The sequence below is a fragment of the Stenotrophomonas maltophilia group sp. Smal12 genome, from assembly GCF_037079935.1.
Classification (GTDB): domain Bacteria; phylum Pseudomonadota; class Gammaproteobacteria; order Xanthomonadales; family Xanthomonadaceae; genus Stenotrophomonas; species Stenotrophomonas sepilia.
Window position 1 is genome coordinate 1 of sequence record NZ_JBAWUK010000070.1, and the last position, 16446, is coordinate 16446.

The 16446-nt window shown below is 67.7% G+C and carries 13 protein-coding genes; 3 read left to right on the forward strand and 10 right to left on the reverse strand.

Going from position 1 to position 16446, the window contains the following annotated elements; genetic code table 11:
* Positions 1 to 577 precede the first annotated feature (577 nt).
* Complete coding sequence (locus WDC87_RS20265; RefSeq protein ID WP_072168742.1) at positions 578 to 1765, forward strand: benzoate/H(+) symporter BenE family transporter; 1188 nt, start codon at positions 578 to 580, stop codon at positions 1763 to 1765.
* Positions 1766 to 1771: 6 nt separating this feature from the next.
* On the opposite strand, the gene WDC87_RS20270 is transcribed toward WDC87_RS20265, so the two are convergent.
* The 5 genes from WDC87_RS20270 to egtB all read right to left on the reverse strand — a co-directional run bounded on the left by WDC87_RS20270 (position 1772) and on the right by egtB (position 7097).
* Positions 1772 to 2545 carry a DUF2628 domain-containing protein gene (locus WDC87_RS20270; protein ID WP_088497538.1) on the reverse strand — a complete coding sequence of 258 codons (774 nt, stop codon included), beginning with the start codon at positions 2543 to 2545 and terminating at the stop codon, positions 1772 to 1774.
* A 50-nt stretch (positions 2546 to 2595) separates the two neighbouring features.
* Positions 2596 to 3462 (reverse strand): D-hexose-6-phosphate mutarotase, encoded by an 867-nt coding sequence (locus tag WDC87_RS20275; protein WP_072168784.1) that lies wholly within the window; start codon positions 3460 to 3462, stop codon positions 2596 to 2598.
* Between the two features lie 40 nt (positions 3463 to 3502).
* Entirely contained in the window at positions 3503 to 4771 is a 1269-nt protein-coding gene (locus WDC87_RS20280) for a lytic murein transglycosylase (protein WP_088497537.1), read from the reverse strand.
* A gap of 83 nt (positions 4772 to 4854) precedes the next feature.
* Positions 4855 to 5829 (reverse strand): L-histidine N(alpha)-methyltransferase, encoded by a 975-nt coding sequence (gene egtD, locus WDC87_RS20285; protein ID WP_072168745.1) that lies wholly within the window; start codon positions 5827 to 5829, stop codon positions 4855 to 4857.
* The gene (gene egtB, locus WDC87_RS20290; protein WP_227837722.1) at positions 5826 to 7097 is read right to left on the reverse strand and encodes an ergothioneine biosynthesis protein EgtB; all 1272 of its coding nucleotides are present in this window, start codon (positions 7095 to 7097) and stop codon (positions 5826 to 5828) included. The genes egtD and egtB overlap by 4 nt, the downstream gene beginning before the upstream one ends.
* A gap of 166 nt (positions 7098 to 7263) precedes the next feature.
* On the opposite strand from egtB, the gene WDC87_RS20295 reads away from it, so the two are divergent.
* On the forward strand, positions 7264 to 8544 hold the full coding sequence (locus WDC87_RS20295) for a GGDEF domain-containing protein (protein WP_252744869.1): 1281 nt from the start codon (positions 7264 to 7266) through the stop codon (positions 8542 to 8544).
* Positions 8545 to 8547: 3 nt separating this feature from the next.
* On the opposite strand, the gene WDC87_RS20300 is transcribed toward WDC87_RS20295, so the two are convergent.
* Positions 8548 to 8940: a YchJ family metal-binding protein gene (locus WDC87_RS20300; protein WP_072168748.1), complete on the reverse strand. Its 393-nt coding sequence runs from the start codon at positions 8938 to 8940 to the stop codon at positions 8548 to 8550.
* Positions 8941 to 9042: 102 nt separating this feature from the next.
* Between WDC87_RS20300 and WDC87_RS20305 the strand changes: the two genes are divergently transcribed.
* Positions 9043 to 9822: a TSUP family transporter gene (locus WDC87_RS20305; RefSeq protein WP_005411690.1), complete on the forward strand. Its 780-nt coding sequence runs from the start codon at positions 9043 to 9045 to the stop codon at positions 9820 to 9822.
* 106 nt (positions 9823 to 9928) lie between these two features.
* On the opposite strand, the gene WDC87_RS20310 is transcribed toward WDC87_RS20305, so the two are convergent.
* The 4 genes from WDC87_RS20310 to folE form a co-directional block, all read right to left on the reverse strand.
* Positions 9929 to 13309 (reverse strand): SbcC/MukB-like Walker B domain-containing protein, encoded by a 3381-nt coding sequence (locus tag WDC87_RS20310; RefSeq protein ID WP_252744868.1) that lies wholly within the window; start codon positions 13307 to 13309, stop codon positions 9929 to 9931.
* Between the two features lie 16 nt (positions 13310 to 13325).
* The gene (locus tag WDC87_RS20315) at positions 13326 to 14027 is read right to left on the reverse strand and encodes a DUF4194 domain-containing protein (protein WP_005421303.1); all 702 of its coding nucleotides are present in this window, start codon (positions 14025 to 14027) and stop codon (positions 13326 to 13328) included.
* Positions 14014 to 15483, reverse strand: coding sequence for a DUF3375 domain-containing protein (locus tag WDC87_RS20320; RefSeq protein ID WP_072168749.1), 1470 nt, complete (start codon positions 15481 to 15483; stop codon positions 14014 to 14016). Before WDC87_RS20320 ends, WDC87_RS20315 begins: the two co-directional genes overlap by 14 nt.
* Positions 15484 to 15595: 112 nt before the next feature.
* Positions 15596 to 16207 (reverse strand): GTP cyclohydrolase I FolE, encoded by a 612-nt coding sequence (gene folE, locus WDC87_RS20325; RefSeq protein ID WP_004141296.1) that lies wholly within the window; start codon positions 16205 to 16207, stop codon positions 15596 to 15598.
* Between the last annotated feature and the right edge of the window lie 239 nt (positions 16208 to 16446).

Genomic DNA, 16446 nt, shown 5'->3' on the forward strand with positions numbered 1-16446 from the left:
CTTGCTTTAAAACAATTAATAGTTGCTTGATCAAACGTCTGCAAGATGGACAATCATCCTTCCTGCAGGCGCCTTCACAAGATACCTGCGCATACTTTCAAAGATCCGGGGAAGTGGCCTCAGCGCCGTTCCCGTGTGCTGCGAAGTTTCCTTCGTAGCGAGCCGCCCATTATAGCCGGCTTTTCCGCTTCGTCAACACCTTTTTTCAAGGTTGTCTCACCGGAGTGGACGTTGTTGCCGATGCTGCTTCGTCGTTGGGCCCGAGGACCTTTCGTCGTTGCGAGCCGCCTATTATGCCGGACTTTTCGAGTCCGTCAACACCTTCGTTCGATCAACGCGTTCGTCGGTGGTGGCGTCGCTGTTCGCGTGTCGTTTCCGGGGAAGCGATGCGCTGCAGCAAGGGGCGAATTCTAGAGATCCTGCAGATTTCGTCAAGGCTTTTTTTGCACGGTGATGACAGAAGCATCGCGACATCACGCATGACGTACGCTCGAAGATCGCGGCGGCGTTGCCCGCGCGTTGCGCGGTCAACGCCGCAACCCCTATCAATGCAAGGATGCACAGTGGAGACAGAGCAATGAGCATGCAGGTGCGGCGCGCGTGGTGGCGCGATCTTTCGATGCCGGCCATCGTCGCTGGCTTCATTACGGTGCTGGTTGGCTTCGCCAGCTCAGCCGTGATCGTGTTCCAGGCCGCACAGGCTGTCGGTGCCGACCAGGCACAGATCGCCTCATGGATGTGGGCACTGGGACTGGGCATGGGTGTCACCTGCATCGGGCTGTCGCTGCGCTATCGCGTGCCGGTGGTGACCGCATGGTCGACACCGGGCGCGGCGATGCTGGTGGTCGGTGCCGGTGGCGCCTCGCTCGCCGAGGCCACCGGTGCATTCCTGCTCGCCGCAGTGCTTGGCATGCTGGCAGGCTTCTCCGGGGTGTTCGCACGATTGATGCAGCGGGTGCCGATGGCGCTGGCCGCCGGCATGCTGGCCGGCGTGCTGCTGCGCTTCGGTCTGGACGTGTTCGTGGCCATGAATTCCCAGCTGGTACTGGCACTGGCAATGTTCGCCACCTGGCTGGCGGGACGCCGCCTGTTCCCGCGCTATGCGGTGATCGCCACACTGCTGGTCGGCATCGCGGTCGCAGCCAGCCGTGGCCTGCTGCACGCACAGCAGGTGCAGCTGCAACTGGCGATGCCGCAATGGGTGACCCCATCCCTGTCCTGGACTGCGGTAGCCGGCATCGCCCTGCCCCTGTTCGTGGTCACCATGGCCTCGCAGAACATTCCCGGTGTGGCAGTGATGCGTGCCTCCGGCTATGACGCGCCGGTGTCGCCGCTGATCGGCTGGATCGGCGTGGTCAATACCTTGCTGGCGCCGTTCGGTGCCTACGCGCTGAACCTGGCGGCAATCACCGCCGCGATCTGCATGGGCCGTGATGCACATGAGGACCCGGCACGACGCTATACCGCCGCCATGGCGGCAGGTGCCTTCTACATCATCATCGGACTGTTCGGCGCCACCGTGGCCGCACTGTTCGCGGCCTTCCCCAGGGAGCTGGTGGCGTGCGTGGCCGGTATCGCGCTGTTCGGCACCATCGCCAACAGCCTGGCCAGTGCGCTGGCGGTAGAGCGGGACCGCGAGGCGGCACTGGTCACCTTCCTGGTCACCGCCTCGGGGGTCTCCCTGGCCGGGATCGGTTCGGCGTTCTGGGGCTTGGTGGCCGGTGCGCTGTCCCTGCTGGTGCTGCGGCCCCGTCAGGGCCGCTGACCTGCCCTACCCTGCCAGTGCGGCGCCGATGGTGCTCAACACCACCGAGATGACGATGGCGGCCAGTGTAGCGACCACGCTGGTGCCGCCGCGTGCGGTCAGCTCGCTGTGCAGCCGTGCGTCATCGCCGCCGCTGACGGCACGGGCCTGGGCGATCAGGCGCTGGCAGTGTGCCAGGTACCAGGTGTTGCCAAAGGTGCCGGTGGTGACGCTGAGCGCGATGGTGATGACCAGCGACACGCCTTCGGGCACATCCAGCATGGTCTCCACCACGCTGATCAGCAGCAGCAGGCCGACCCACATTGCCGCCAGGCGGTACATTTTGCGGTACATCATCCAGATCGGGCCGAGTAGGAAGGCCGGCCAGTGCCAGGTGCCACTGCCCGTGGCAATGCCCTGATCCAGCCGCCAGCGCTGGCGATAGATCGGGAAGTTGCCGCCGACCACGCTGGCGTACAAGGCCCTCTCGCCCTCCAGCCCCGCGGCGGCAGCCCTGTCCGGTGCAGCGGCGGGGGCTCGATACGGATCGGACGGATCGCCGACATTCGGCGCAATGCCCTCAACTGCAGGGGCTGCGTCGATATCCGGGGCCGGACCCACCTCGATGGGGGTGGAAGCCTGCTCCAGTTCGGCCAACGGCCGCCATGAGGGCATGCCTTCGCACCAGAGCAGGGTGCGCGCCGTAACCGTCCCTTCCCGCTGCCGCTGGCGAAGACCGGCCAGATCGACCGGCCCACTGCTCTGCCTGCCATTGGCGTACCACCATTGTGCTTCCTGCATGTTTTCCGTCCCTGCTACCTGCCTCGACAAACTGGAACCGCTGCCAGCGCCTACAGCGCGGTACTGCCCAGGGTCTGCACCAGTTGATGGCGCGCACCCGCCGCAAGCGTAATCTGCTCTGGCCCGGCGTTGGCCACTTCCAGGCACACGTAATCGTGCCAACCGTCGCCGACATCGGCCATCTTCGCCGCTGCCTCCATGCCGGGGTTCCAGGCCACCAGGGTCTGGCTGCCTTCGCTGCGGATCTCGATCCGCCGCTGCAGGACGGGATCGCGAAGCACGTAGTGGCCGCCGGCACCGGTATAGATGCGGTCGCTGCGCCCCGGATCGCGCGGGTCACGCAGTGACCAGGGCCCCTGCTGCTGGCGCAGCTGCGCGCCGTCCTCGTACTTGTCCAGGTACTGCAGGCCGTCGAGGCCATCGACCTCGACACAAGTGGCATCGCCGACCCGGAAGTAGCTGTGCAGGGCCTGGGTGAAGGTCACCGGCGAGGTTCCGGTGTTCTCGGTGACGAGCTGCTGGCGCAGCTGGCGGCCGATGCGCAGCTGCATCTGCAGGCGCAGGCCGGGATCGGCGCAGGGCGCAGGTGCCAACTGCAGCTCGACCTCGCCATCATCGCTCTGGGTGGCCTGAAGAAGCTCCCAGCGCGCGGTACGTACCAGGCCATGCGCCGGTACATCGGCACTCTGGCCCTGGCGGCCGAACCACGGCCAGCACACCGGGACGCCACCGCGGATGGGCGTGGGCAGCTCGGCGCGCGTGGGCGAAAGCCAGAACAGATCGGGCTGCCCATCGGGAATGAACGACAGCAGCTGGCCACCAAACACACTCACGACCGCTGTGGCATTGGCGGTTCGCACCTGCCAGGCCTCCAGGCCGTGATACAGGCCGGTGCTGATGTCCGGATTCGACTGCATGCGATGACGCTCCTTGAAGACCGCGGCGATGATGTCGCGGTCAACGTGCCGCCGGCAAGGCATTCTGCCCAGCGGGTGCGATGGCGGCCGCCTCTTCCTGCAGCGTGCGCAGGATGCGCTGGCCTGCGCGGCCGTCCACCTCGCTCCAGCCCAGGCGCTGCTGCTCGGCCTGGATCGCGCGACGCGTGGCGGTACCGATCATGCCGTCGGCGGCACCGATGTCGTGGCCGCGGGCCAGCAGCAGGGTCTGCAGCTGGCGACGCTCATCGCGGCCCAGGCCTGGATCGTCGGTCGGCCAGGCGGTAGCCAGCCCGTTGCCGCCGCGCAGCTGGTCGGCAAGCGTCGCGATCGCCAGCGCATAGCTTTCGGCAGCGTTGTAGCTGTAGATCGCGTCGTAGTTGCGGAACACCAGCAACGCAGGGCCCTTGTTGCCGGCCGGCAGCAGCAGGGCGGCGCGCGCATCCGCCGGCAGGTTGGCCGGAGCCAACGTGCTGCCATCCAGCGCGGTCACGCCCTGCGCGCGCCAATCGGCCAGGGCACGACGCTGGGTGCGGCCGGCCTGGCTGGCGTTGAAGCCGGCGGGCACATGCACCTCCATGCCCCATGGTTCGCCACTGCGCCAACCGGCACGCTTGAGGTAGTTGGCGGTGGAGGCCAGTGCATCGGGAATGCTGCCGACCAGATCGCGGCGGCCATCGCCATCACCGTCCACGGCGATGCGTGCATAGGTGCTGGGCATGAACTGGGTGTGCCCGAAGGCACCGGCCCAGGAGCCGGTGAGCCCCTGTGCCTGCAGGTCGCCGCGGTCGATCAGCTTGAGCAGCGCCAGCAGCTCACCGCGGAAGAAAGGTTGGCGGCGGCCGGCGCACGACAGCGTGGCCAATGACTGCAGCAGCGGGCGCTTGCCGAACACGCGGCCGTAGTCGCTCTCCACGCCCCAGACCGCGACGATGGTGGCCGGATCGACGCCATACTGGGCCGACACGCGATCGAGCAGGTCGCGGTGCTGCTGCAGCAGGGCGCGACCATCAGCCACGCGCTGGCGATCGACCAGCGCGGCCAGGTAGTCCCAGATCGGCGTGGTGAATTCGGGCTGTGCATCGAGCAGGCCGAGCACGCTGGGGTCCGGGGTGAGCCCGGCGGTGATCTCGTTGAAGCGGTCAGCGCCGATGCCCTGGGTCGCGGCGGTGGCCTGCAGGCCCGCCAAGCAGCGGCTGAACGCCGGATCGGTGCTGGCGGCGGAAGCCGCAGGCAGCGCCGGGGTCGACACAAGGGCGGCCGCCAGGCCGAGCGTGGTCAGAACAGGCATGGCGTCCTCCGTGTTGCCGTTGCACGGCCATCTTAGGGGCAGCGGTGCTGCCGAACCTGAAGGGGCACCGGCTGGCCACCACCTCAGGCGCGGCGCAGCAGGCGCAGGCCATAGGCGGGGCTTTCGGCATCCCATCGCTGCGCCACCTGCAGGCCCGCCTGCCGCAACAGCGCGTCGAAGCTGTCCTCGGTGTACTTGTGGCTGTACTCGACGCGAATGGGTTCACCGGCGGCGAAGTGGAAAATGCGGCCATCCAGGTGGACGTCCTGTGCCCGCTGGCTGACCAGATCGGTCTCGATGCGCAACCGCGCGGTGCTGTAGCGTGCACGATGACGGAAGCCATCGAGATCGAAGTCGCTGCCGATCTCGCGGTTCAGGCGGGCCAGCAGGTTGAGGGTGAATGCGGCGGTGACGCCCTGCGCATCGTTGTAGGCCGCCTCGATCAACGCCGGGTCCTTGTGCAGGTCGATGCCGACCAGGGCCAGGCCATCATGCCCCATGGTCTGGCGCATCGCGCGCAGCAGCGCGACCGCGTCCTCGCCTTCAAAGTTGCCCAGCGTGGAACCCGGGAAGAACAGCAGCCGTCGCGCGGGTTCGCGTTCGGGCATGGGTACGGCGACGGGACGGGTAAAGTCGGCACAGACCGGCAGCATCTCCACCTCGGGCAGCGCCGGGGCCAGATGGTCGATGCTGGACAGCAGCGCGGCACGTGAGATTTCAATCGGCGTGTAGGCCACCGGGTCGTGCAGGGCGGCCAGCAGCAACGCGGTCTTGCGGCCACTGCCGCTGCCCAGTTCCACAACGTGCAGGTGCGGCCCGACGCTTCGGGCGATGTCCGGCAGTACCCGTGAAAGCAGGGCCAGCTCGGTGCGCGTGGGGTAGTACTCTGGCGTATGCGTGATCTGCTCGAACAGGCGCGAGCCGCGTGCATCGTAGAAGTACTTGGACGGCAGCTGGCGGGGCGTGCGCAACAGCCCGGCCACCACGTCGGCAAGGATCTGCTGGCGGCCGGGAGTGAGATCGGTCAGCGCCTGCAGCGCGTCCTGCACCGTACTCATGCGAGATCCCTGGCCAGGCGCAGCCCGGAGAACTGCCAACGCGCCGGGGGCATGAAGAAGTTACGGTAGCTGGCACGCACGTGGCCACGCGGCGTGGCGCAGCTGCCACCGCGCAGCACCCATTGCCCGCACATGAACTTGCCGTTGTACTCACCGAGGTTGCCGGCGAAAGGGCGAAAGCCCGGATAGGCGCCATACGCGCTGTGGGTCCATTCCCATACGTCGCCGAACAGCTGCCGCAGCCCACTGCCCTGCCCCGCCCGAGGGTGCAGCTGATCGTCGTCGGCAAAATGGCCACGCAGGGGCTGCGTCGCAGCGGCGGCTTCCCACTCGAACTCGCTGGGCAGGCGCGCACCCGCCCAGCGGGCGCAGGCATCAGCCTCGTAATAGCTGAGGTGGCAGACCGGCGCATGCGGGTCCAGTTCTCGCCAACCGCCGAGGGTGTACTCGCGCTGCAGGGCATCGTCCCAGTACAGCGGGTGCTGCCAGCCCTCGGCTTCGCGCAACGCCCAGCCTTCGCTGAGCCACCAGCGCGGCTCGCGGTAGCCGCCAGCCTCGATGAAGGCGAGGTACTCGCCATTGCTGACGGGACGCTCTGCCAGTGCGTGTGCGGGGAGCAGCACGCGATGCGCCGGCGATTCGTTGTCGTAGGCGAAGGCGGCGTGCTGCGGCCAGGCTGCGGCGCCAATGGTGACGATGCGTTCGGGTGATTCGGTCCAGCCCTGCGCACTGGCAGCGCTGGTGGCAGGCTGCAGGTCCTCACGGTAGGCCGGCTGCAACGGATTGCACCAGAACGCATGCTTGATGTCGGTCAACAGCAGTTCCTGGTGCTGCTGTTCGTGCTGCAGGCCCAACTGCAGGTGGTGCAGCGCCTGCGCGTCGAGGTCACCCGCCGCCAGTCGCGATTGCACCTGTGCATCGACCTGCTGGCGGTAGTCGCGCACCTGCTGCAGCGAGGGCCGCGACAACAGGCCGCGTTGCGGCCGCGCGTGCGCTGGACCGATGCTTTTGTAGTAGCTGTTGAAAAGATAGTCCCAGGCTGGATCACGCGCAGGCGCACTGGCGAATCCCGCCAGCACGAAGCGTTCGAAGAACCAGGTGGTATGGGCCAGGTGCCACTTGCTGGGACTGGCGTCGGCCATGCTCTGCAGCATGGCGTCCTCTGCACTGAGCGGTGCGGCCAACTGCAGGCTGCGGGCACGCACATGTGCGAAGTGGTGGGCGAGGTCGTGCTGCGGGGCAGCGACGGCGGTGGGTACGCTGTCCATGCCTACAGCATCGGCGCAGTGCGGTGAGTGCGACGTCATGGCGGCACACTGCCCCATTCACATGGTTGCGGGCATACCTTTTCAGAATGCGCGTGTTCAAGAAGCGGGTGAGGACGCCGCTAACGGCAGTGTTGCGGCCGCATCGTCACCGCACTGGACTTCCTGCGTGCCCCTGCATCCACTCCGCCAGCCTGCGCATTACCTGTTCGTGCTGCCCGCCGTGCTGGTCGTCCTGGTGCTGTGGATGGCACTGGGCACCGAGGATGTGGCCAGCCCGGCCCAACGCATCCTGCCCTGGCTGCTGGCCTGCCTCGGCGCAGGCCTGGCCCTGCTCTACCACCAGATACGCACGTTGTGCCTGCTGCTGGTCGTGGCGGTGGTGTTCGCCCTGCTGCACCGGGACGTCGGCGGCTACCTGCGCAGCGGCCATGTCGACGCCTTGACTCCGTTGCGCTTCCACGCAATCTCGGCCTGGGTGCCGCTGCTGTTTGCCGGGCTGGCACTGTGGCCGGAACGCGGACGCCGACGCCAGGACCTGCTGCTGCGCAGCGTGGTCTGCGGCGCGGCCCTGGTGATCTTCCTGCTGCTTGCGGCACAACAGCCGCAGGGCATGCACGATCTGCTGTCGAGCCGTCACTGGGCCTGGATTCCCGCCGACTGGAATGCGCTGGCGCAGCTGCCGGCGTTGCTGTTCCTGCTGGCGACCGCAGCGCTGGGCTGGCAGGCGTGGCGGCATCCGCGGCCACTGCACACGGCGATGCTGCTGGCCCTGCTGTGCCTGTGGTGGATGCTGCCGCGGATCTTCCTGCAGCCGGTACTGCTGCCGGCGCTGAGCAGCGCCGCCCTGCTGTTGATGCTGGGCGCGATGCTTCAGGAATCCTTCCACATGGCCTTCTGCGATGAGCTGACCGGCCTGCCCGGGCGACGGGCGTTCAACGAGACCCTGCAGCGAGCGCGCGGCACCTACAGCATCGCGATGGTGGACGTGGACCACTTCAAGTCGTTCAACGACACTCACGGCCACGATACCGGCGATGACGTGCTGCGCCTGGTGGGGTCGCGGCTGGCGCGTGTCGGCGACGGTGGCCGAGCGTTCCGCTATGGCGGCGAGGAATTCGCGGTGGTGTTCCTGGACCGCCCGGCGACGGCCTGCATTGAGGCCGTCGAAGCACTGCGGCAGAGCATCGAGGACACCCGCATGCAGCTGCGCGACCGCAGTACCCGCAGCCGTGACGACGAAGCCGGCCGTCAGCAGCGCGGACGCGGCGGCACCGGCCAGGTGGTGCAGGTGACGGTCAGCATCGGGCTGGCCGACAGCCGCGTGGATCCGCGACCGACGGCAGTGGTCAAGGCCGCCGACCAGGCGCTGTACATGGCCAAGGACGGAGGTCGCAACCAGGTCCGCGCGCACGGCGGCCAGCGCCTGCTGGCTGCATCCAGTGCGTAGGGCTCAGACCGCGTCGAGGTAATACCAGCGGCCGTCGATGCACCGGAATCGGCTGTGCTCGGTCATTCTCACCGCGCTGCCGCCGCCGATGCGGTAGCGCGCGGTGAAGCGCACTTCAGCACTGTCTGCGCCGGTGACCGTGTGGTCGTGCACGGTCAGGCCCAGCCAATGGGTGCGCTGGCCTGGTGCGTCGTCCAGCGACAGCTCGGCCGGACGCGTGTCCGGGTGCCAGGTGTGGCGCAGGTAGCCGGCCAGGCCCCTCACATAGGCGCTGTAACGCGAACGCATCAGGCGCTCGGCATCGGGCGCGGCCTCGCCGGCATGGAAACGGCCACAGCAGACCGGATAATCGGCGGGAAGGCCACAGGGGCAGGGATCGGCGGATTTTCGGCTCATGCCGGCATTGTCGCCGGGTTGCAGTAATTGATCCACGCGCGGCGGCAGTCGCCCGGATCAGGACAGGCGTATGCTGTCGCGCCCCCACATTGATTGATCGCCGTGCTGGAACTGGTTCCCCCTGAGTTGTGGTGGCTGGTGGTGATCGCCTTCATCGCCGGTCTTGTGGATGCTGCCGTGGGCGGAGGCGGCCTGGTACAGCTGCCCGGCCTGTTCACGGTGCTGCCACAGCAGACGCCGGCGATGCTGTTTGGTACCAACAAGTTCAGTTCGATGTTCGGTACCGGTGCGGCTGCCTGGCGCTATGCGCGCAATGTGCGCTTCCCGTGGAAGCCGGTGCTGTTCGCGGCCGGCACCGCTTTCATCTTTTCCTTTGCCGGGGCCACGGCCGTCAGCCTGTTGCCAAAGGATGCTGTACGGCCGCTGGTGCTGGTGCTGCTGGTCGCGATGCTGGCCTACACGCTGTGGAAGAAGGACTTCGGCGCGTTGCACCGGCCGCAGGAGATCGGCCGCCGCGAACTGGTGATCGCGCTGGCGATCGGTGCGGCGATCGGCTTCTACGACGGCTTCTTCGGGCCAGGCACCGGCAGTTTCCTGATCTTCCTGTTCGTGCGCTTCTTCGGGCTGGATTTCCTGCGCGCGTCAGCGGCGTCGAAGGTCGTGAACCTGGCGACCAACGTGGCAGCGATCTCGTTCTTCGTGCCGACCGGCAACATCCTGTGGCTGTTCGCGCTGCCAATGGCCGCAGCCAACATCATCGGTTCGGTGGTGGGCACGCGCCTGGCACTGAAGGGCGGCACGCCGTTCATCCGCAAGCTGTTCGTGGGGCTGGTGGTGGTGCTGATCGCGCGGATGGCGTGGGATACGTTCCGCGCTGCGTGAATGCGCGTCATGACCCGGTAGGTGCCAACCTTGGTTGGCACGCCGTTTCCGGTCGCGAAGAGCAGCCGAGCATGGCTCGGCTCTACAGGTGGATTGCCCGAGGCGCTCAGGCCTCGGCTTCTTCCGGTTCGTTGGCCTGCTGGCGGCTGCGCTCCGGCAGCTTCAGGCGCTTGCCCTCTTCGTCGTACTCGATCAGCAGTACGCCGGAGTCGTGGCGGCGGCTGATTTCGACGAAGCAGGCGCCACCGATGAACGGCTCCAGCGTCATCACCGACTTCAGCGGGGTGGCGACCACCATCTGGAAGCCGAAGTTGTCGAAGATGTTCATCGCCAGCGCGGTGAACTCGTTGTCGGCCTTGTCGAAGGCCTCGTCGAGCACGACCGCCGCGTAACTGGGCAGCTGGCTGTCGGCGCCGCCGAGCTGGTAGCGCAGCGCAGCCGCCAGGCAGGTAGTGGCCAGCTTCTGGCGCTGGCCACCGGACTTGCCGGCGCCGCTGCGGTAGATCTCGACCTGCTGGCGCGTTTCCGCATCCAGCTCGACGCCGATGAACTCCACGTGCATGCGCACGTCCAGCACCAGCTCGCGCCAGCGCTTGTCCTCGCCTTCCTGCGAGCCGAGGCGGTTGACCAGCTGGCGCAGCACGGTGAACTGCGATTCGGCCAGCTCGCGCTGCTCGGTCTGCTGCTGCGACAGCACCTCGCGCAGCTGCAGGTGGAACTCAGCGACCTCCGGCAGGCGGCGGTCGCTCAGTTCGATGGTCAGCAGCGTGCCACGGTTGAACGGCACCTGCTCCAGGCTGGCGTTCACCTCGTCCAGGCGCTGGCCGATCGACTTGCGGGCCTCTGCGCTGTGGCGCTGCAGGGCCAGCAGGTTGTTCTTGCTCTGGTTCTGCAGCAGGTCGAAGAAGCGCTCTTCGTGCTGTGGCAGGCCGTCGCGTTCCAGCCGTTCGAGGCGTGCGAGGAAGTCCTCGGCCGAGGCCACCGACACGGTGAAGTCGCCTGACTCCTCCGGCCACTGCTGGATGAAGCGACGGAAGCAGCCGATCAGCTGGTTCTCGATGCGGTTGAGGTCCTGCTGCGAGGACGACAACTGCTCGTTCAGCGCGTTGCTGACCTGGCGCATGTGCGCTTCGAGCGTTTCCAGGCTGAGCGGACCCTGTTCCTGCAGGCGCTCGGCGAGGCCGGCTTCCTGCTCCTGGGCCAGGCTCGGCAGCACCAGTGCACGGCTCTGCTGGCGTGCGCGGTCCAGGCGATCACGTTCCTTGACCAGCTGGCCGCGCTCGACGCGGACGTCTTCATAGGTGCGGCGGGACTGCTCGATGTCGGCGCGCACGGCGTCGATCTGCTTGGCCAGCTTGGCGAGATCGGCGTTGCCTTCGCGCAGGTCGCGCAGGGTGGCTTCGATATCGCTCAGGCGCTGCTGCGGAGCGGCGATGTCGATCTCGTTCCAGCTGATGCTGACCAGCTCGTGGCAGGCCAGGCGGCGTTCGTTGTCGCGGTCACGCTGCCCGCGCAGGCGCGCGATGTCGGTCTCGCAGCTGGCGATGCGCTTGGCCAGCTCCTGTGCTTCGCGCTCGAAGGCGCCCACCTTGTCGTGGTTGTTGAAGCCGAGGATCCAGCGACGGCGGTCGCCCACCGCACTGCGGTCGTCCTTCTCGAAACGGTCGCCGGGATGCTTGACCTGGCCTTCGCGGGTGATGCCGCGGTCGACGTTGCGCAGCTGCTTGGCATCCACGCATTCGTAGTCGAAGCGCTTGCCCAGCTCGCGGCGCAGCCAGCTTTCGAACACATGCTCGCGCAGTTCAAGCTTGTGCAGCAGCGACTTCGCCGACGGCTCACGGGCGAATGCATCATCGTTGCGGCGCACGCGGTAGTAGGTGAAGCGCATGCCAAGGTGGGTACGGTTCACCCATTCGGCGACGTCGTTGTAGTGCTTGTCGTCGACCAGCAGCGACAGCGCGAAGCCACCCAGCACGCGCTCGATGGCACCCTGCCAGCCCTGCTCTTCCGAGCGGACCTGGATCAGTTCGCCGACGAAGGGCAGTGCCGCCTCGGCGATGCCGGTTTCCTCGGCCAGGCGCGCGCGCAGCTTCTGCATCGGCGCCGGGATGTTGGAGGGCGTGCGCTGCATCGCTTCGAGTTCGGCACGGACCTCGCCGAAGCGGCGCTCGTCATCGCGCTTGCCGCCCAGGCGGTCACTGATCGCGTCGTCCAGTGCCGAGGAGGCACGCTGGCGGTCCTGCAGCTCGTTCTGTGCGCGCTCGACCAGTTCGGCGAAGCCATGGGCGTCGTCCGGCAGTTCGGCCCCCAGCTGCTGCGCCGCCTGGCGTGCCTGCTCGCGCTTGGCCTGACGGCGATCGCGCTCAGCTTCGGCACGACCCTGCTCGCGTTCCAGTTCCTCGATGCGCTCACCGCCCTGCTGGCGGCGCTGCAGCTCCAGTTCGGCCAGGCGCTCGGTGTGGTTGTCGAGCGCGGCACGGCGCTGGGCTTCTTCGCCAAGCAGGCCGCGGTCACGCACGTCCATCTCGCGCAGGCGCGCTTCGATCAGCGCCTGGCGCCGGCTTTCGCGGAAGCTGTCGACACCCAGCTTCAGCGCTTCGTCGTCGCCACGACGGCGGTGCATTTCCTTCAGGTCGTTGTAGTAGGCGCGGGCCGGCAACAGGGTTTCCACCTGGCGGCGGGCGGTGACCACCGCCTGGTGCGCGCCATCAAGCTCGGCGAAGTCGCTGACCAGGCGCTCGGCGGCGTCGAAGGTCTTCGGCGTGTCGAGCATGAAGTCGCGCAGGAAGACGTTGAGGTCGCCCAGGTTCTTCGCCGACTGCGTCTTGTGCAGCAGGCGCAGCGCCATCTCGTTGTCGATGCCGAGCAGGTCGCGGAAGCGCTCGGCGTAGCCGGAGAAGGTGTCGAAGTGGTGCAGGTCGGGCAGCTTCTGCTTCAGCTTGCGCAGGTCCAGGTCGAAACCGCCGAGGTCCTTGGCGATGTCGAACGGGCGCTCGGCGATCATGTAGTGCTTGCGCACATCGCCGGCCGAGGTGCCATTGCCGGAGATCCACAGCAGGCGCACCAGGCTGACCACGCGGCCATCGCCGGCGCGGTATTCCAGCACCAGTGCGGTCCAGGTCGCGCCCTTGCGCAGGTACTGGGTGGCGATTTCGCCGGTGCCGCTGTCCTGCTGGTCGGCCCACGCGCCGCGCACGTAGGACACCAGGTTGCGGTCGCGGCCACTGCGCTCGGCTTCACGTGCAGCGGCGTTGAAGTCGACGATGGCCGGTGGCGTCAGCAGCGCGGACATGGCATCGAGCAGGGTCGACTTGCCCGAGCCGGAGCGGCCGACGAACAGGAAGCCGCGTTCGGCGATCGGTACTTCGGTCAGGCCGTTGAAGGTGCCCCAGTTGTGCACCTGCAGGCGGCGCATGCGGAACTGCTGCAGGCGCGGGTCCGGCAGGCCTTCGTTGAACAGGGCGGGAGTGTGCTTGGAGATAGCCATGCGATGGTCGGGTCTCTCAGGCCTCGGCGGCCGGGGTTTCACGCAGCTGGCGGTAGACCGCCGAAAGCTGGGACACGTCTTCGGCGGAGAACAGCAGCTTCAGCGCCGGCGAGACTTCGTGGCGGTCTTCCTGGCCGCTGAGGCGGGTCAGGATGTGGTTGTCCTTCATCTTCTGCACCGCCGATGCGACGCGACGGTTGAAGCCGGCGCGGTCGGTGGACAGGTTCTTTTCGTAGATGGCCAGCGCTTCGGCCATCTCGGCGTCGGCGACCACCGCGCGGTTGCCGCGCGCATCGGCCTCGGCCAGCTGCTGGCGCAGGTACAGCAGCAGCACCGAGTCGATGAAGGTCAGCGGGGAGGTGCGCAGCAGCACCGGCGCATCGACGTCTTCGGTATCGGCCTGGCGGGTGAACGCCACGCCACTGTCGCGGTCGAGCACCAGTTCCAGGAACAGGTCGGCCAGCGATGAGCGGATGGCCGCCTCGCTGCGGATCAGCGCCGGCCACAGCTTGGCGTGGCGCAGCTGGTCGATGCTGGGGCCGATCAGCAGCTGGCACAGCGCACGGCGCGCATCCAGCGGCAGGCGCCCGGTATCGCCGAGGTAGTACACGTCGTTGCCACGGCGGGGCTGCGCCACGGCCGCCACCGGCTCGGCCTCGTAGGCGTCTTCCGCCACGTCGGCCTGCGGTGCGTCGATGGGATCTTCATGCCAGCTCATGGCGTCTCTCCTGGGTGAACCAAACCAGCGGGATGCGGGCGCGACGGATCTGGCCGTCGCCACCACGCCATTGCGCAAGCTCCTGCTCGCCGGCGACCACGTTGCCGAAGCGCGTGCCCAGCGACAGGTAGCCGATGACGCTGCCAAGACCCTGCGGCGCTTCGCGCTGCGACAGGGCCTGGGCGATGCTGAGACGCGGCTGTGCATCGAGCAGGTCGTGCAGGTCGCGGCGCAGGGTGCGGAAATCGATTTCGGACGAGGCGACCAGATCGCCGACGCTTTCCAGGCTGATCGCGGCTGCGTCGTTGTATTCGACGTTGCCATCGACCTGGGCGCTGCGCGGATCGTGCAGTTTCCATTGCGACCACGAGCGCAGGCGGCTGGTGGTCAGCTGCAGGTCGCGACCGATGCCGCGTTGTGCGGGGAACTCGTCGCGCAGAGCGAGCGCTTCGGACTGCGCCTGCTTGAGCAGCTGGTTGAGGCGACGCTGTTCCAGGTAGCCACGGCTCTGCACGAAGCCGCGCAGGCTGCGCGCGAAGTTCTGCAGCACATCGTGCACCTGGCCACCGCGCTCGAGCATGGTGCTGGTGAAACCGCGCAGGAAGTTGCGTTCGTTGCGGTCCAGGCGGCGGGCGAAGCCGCGCGCCAGCACCGCTTCCAGTGCGGCATCGAGCTGGGCGCTCTGCTCGGCGTCGTTGAGCAGGCGCCAGAAGGCCTGGAAGCTGCGCCCGGCGTCACTTTCGCCGATCACGTCCACGCCTTCGAACAGCTGCGACAGCACATCGCCGCGCTCGCCCTCGTCGTCGATGATGCGTTCGCGGAACTCGCGGTTGAGCTGCTCGAAGTCGTCGCGCACGCGGCGGAAGTCCTCGGTCAGCTCGTCGGCCAGGCCGATGATCTGGCGCGCACGTTCCAGCGCGCGCTTGCCGTCCAGCGCGATCACACGGCCGGCGCCGACACGGGCAATCTCGGCGTCGATCCGGTCGCGCTCGTCGCGCAGCGCCGACAGGCGGGCGTCCGGATCGGATTCGGTCTGCGCGGCCAGCTGCGAGAGCTGTTCGATGACCAGCGCCAGGCGGCTTTCGGTGGCGGCCACACGGGCCTGCTCGAGGCCGTCGGCGAATCGGATCGCCTGCAGTGCCGCGGTCGACAGCTCGTACTGCTCCTGGTCGGCACCGTCGGGCAGGCGGCGTTCCAGCCAGCCCTGGGCCAGCCAGTGTGCGATATAGGCCTGCGCGGTACGCGGCAGCTCGCGCGACAGTTCGTCGCCGTTGAGCTGATCCAGCGCACGCTGCAGGCGCTCGTTGAGCACCGACGACGGCAGCGTGCGCTCGCCGTCCATCAGCAGCCCCTGCAGCAGGCCGATGATTTCCGGGGCGTGGTCGGCAGCAAGCAGCTTCCACTGGGGCTGTTCGCGCAGATGGCGGTAACGGGAGATGCGTTCGCGGTGCTTCATGCAGCGAAAGGAGTCATGAGGGCTGGCGGGGACGAGCAGCCGCCCGCGGCGGCCGCGTGGGCAGCCGTGGGCATGCCGGCCCGCAGAGGCCGGCGGAGTGCGGTCATGCGGCTCAGCGCTTGCCGCCCACTTCGATGAAGCGCAGGAACTCGGCGCGGGTACGCGCGTCGTCGCGGAAGCTGCCCAGCATCTTGGAGGTGACCATGCTGACGCCGCGCTTGTGGATGCCGCGGGTGGTCATGCATTCGTGGGCGCCCTCGACGACCACGCCGACGCCGATCGGCTGCAGCACATCCTGGATGCACTGGGCGATCTGCGCGGTCATCTTCTCCTGCACCTGGAAACGGCGGGCGTAGGCTTCGACGACGCGGGCCAGCTTGCTGATGCCCACCACCTTGCCGGCCGGCAGGTAGCCGACATGCACGCGGCCGATGATCGGCGCCATGTGGTGTTCGCAGTGGCTTTCGTACTCGATGTCGCGCAGGACGATGAGTTCGTCATAGCCGGCCACTTCCTCGAAGGTGCGCTCCATGTAGGCGCGCGGGTCATCGCGGTAACCGCTGAACCAGTCGCCATAGGCTTCGGCGACACGGCGGGGGGTATCCAGCAGGCCTTCGCGGGACGGGTCCTCACCGGCCCAGCGCAGCAGGGTGCGCACGGCATCCTCGGCCTGGTCCTGGGTCACGTCGCCCTGCGGGGCGGCCTTTTCGTTGTTCTTGCTCATTGCGTACAGCGTCCCGAACGGGGGGCGAGCATCGTACCCGACCGGGGGGTGGGTCGTCCTGTTGGGACGGTTCATCGGGGGGTTCTTCCGGCGCGTGCTTGCTATCGGTCTGGAGGGGGAGAGGGGGGGGGGGGGGCCCCCCCCCCCAACCCCCCCCCCCCGCCGCCGCCCCCCCCCGCCGCCCCGGCGTGGGGGGCGTTGGCCCCATTTGTTATGAACCAAAAAATCCAACAACAAAA

Bases quoted from the DNA above. Each gene is read 5' to 3' on its own strand.
- WDC87_RS20320 (WP_072168749.1), bottom strand. From the start codon at position 15,483: ATGAAGCACCGCGAACGCATCTCCCGTTACCGCCATCTGCGCGAACAG.
- egtD (WP_072168745.1), bottom strand. From the start codon at position 5,829: ATGAGTACGGTGCAGGACGCGCTGCAGGCGCTGACCGATCTCACTCCC.
- WDC87_RS20265 (WP_072168742.1), top strand. From the start codon at position 578: ATGAGCATGCAGGTGCGGCGCGCGTGGTGGCGCGATCTTTCGATGCCG.
- WDC87_RS20280 (WP_088497537.1), bottom strand. From the start codon at position 4,771: ATGCCTGTTCTGACCACGCTCGGCCTGGCGGCCGCCCTTGTGTCGACC.
- WDC87_RS20270 (WP_088497538.1), bottom strand. From the start codon at position 2,545: ATGCAGGAAGCACAATGGTGGTACGCCAATGGCAGGCAGAGCAGTGGG.
- WDC87_RS20315 (WP_005421303.1), bottom strand. From the start codon at position 14,027: ATGAGCTGGCATGAAGATCCCATCGACGCACCGCAGGCCGACGTGGCG.
- WDC87_RS20275 (WP_072168784.1), bottom strand. From the start codon at position 3,462: ATGCAGTCGAATCCGGACATCAGCACCGGCCTGTATCACGGCCTGGAG.
- WDC87_RS20300 (WP_072168748.1), bottom strand. From the start codon at position 8,940: ATGAGCCGAAAATCCGCCGATCCCTGCCCCTGTGGCCTTCCCGCCGAT.
- folE (WP_004141296.1), bottom strand. From the start codon at position 16,207: ATGAGCAAGAACAACGAAAAGGCCGCCCCGCAGGGCGACGTGACCCAG.
- egtB (WP_227837722.1), bottom strand. From the start codon at position 7,097: ATGGACAGCGTACCCACCGCCGTCGCTGCCCCGCAGCACGACCTCGCC.
- WDC87_RS20310 (WP_252744868.1), bottom strand. From the start codon at position 13,309: ATGGCTATCTCCAAGCACACTCCCGCCCTGTTCAACGAAGGCCTGCCG.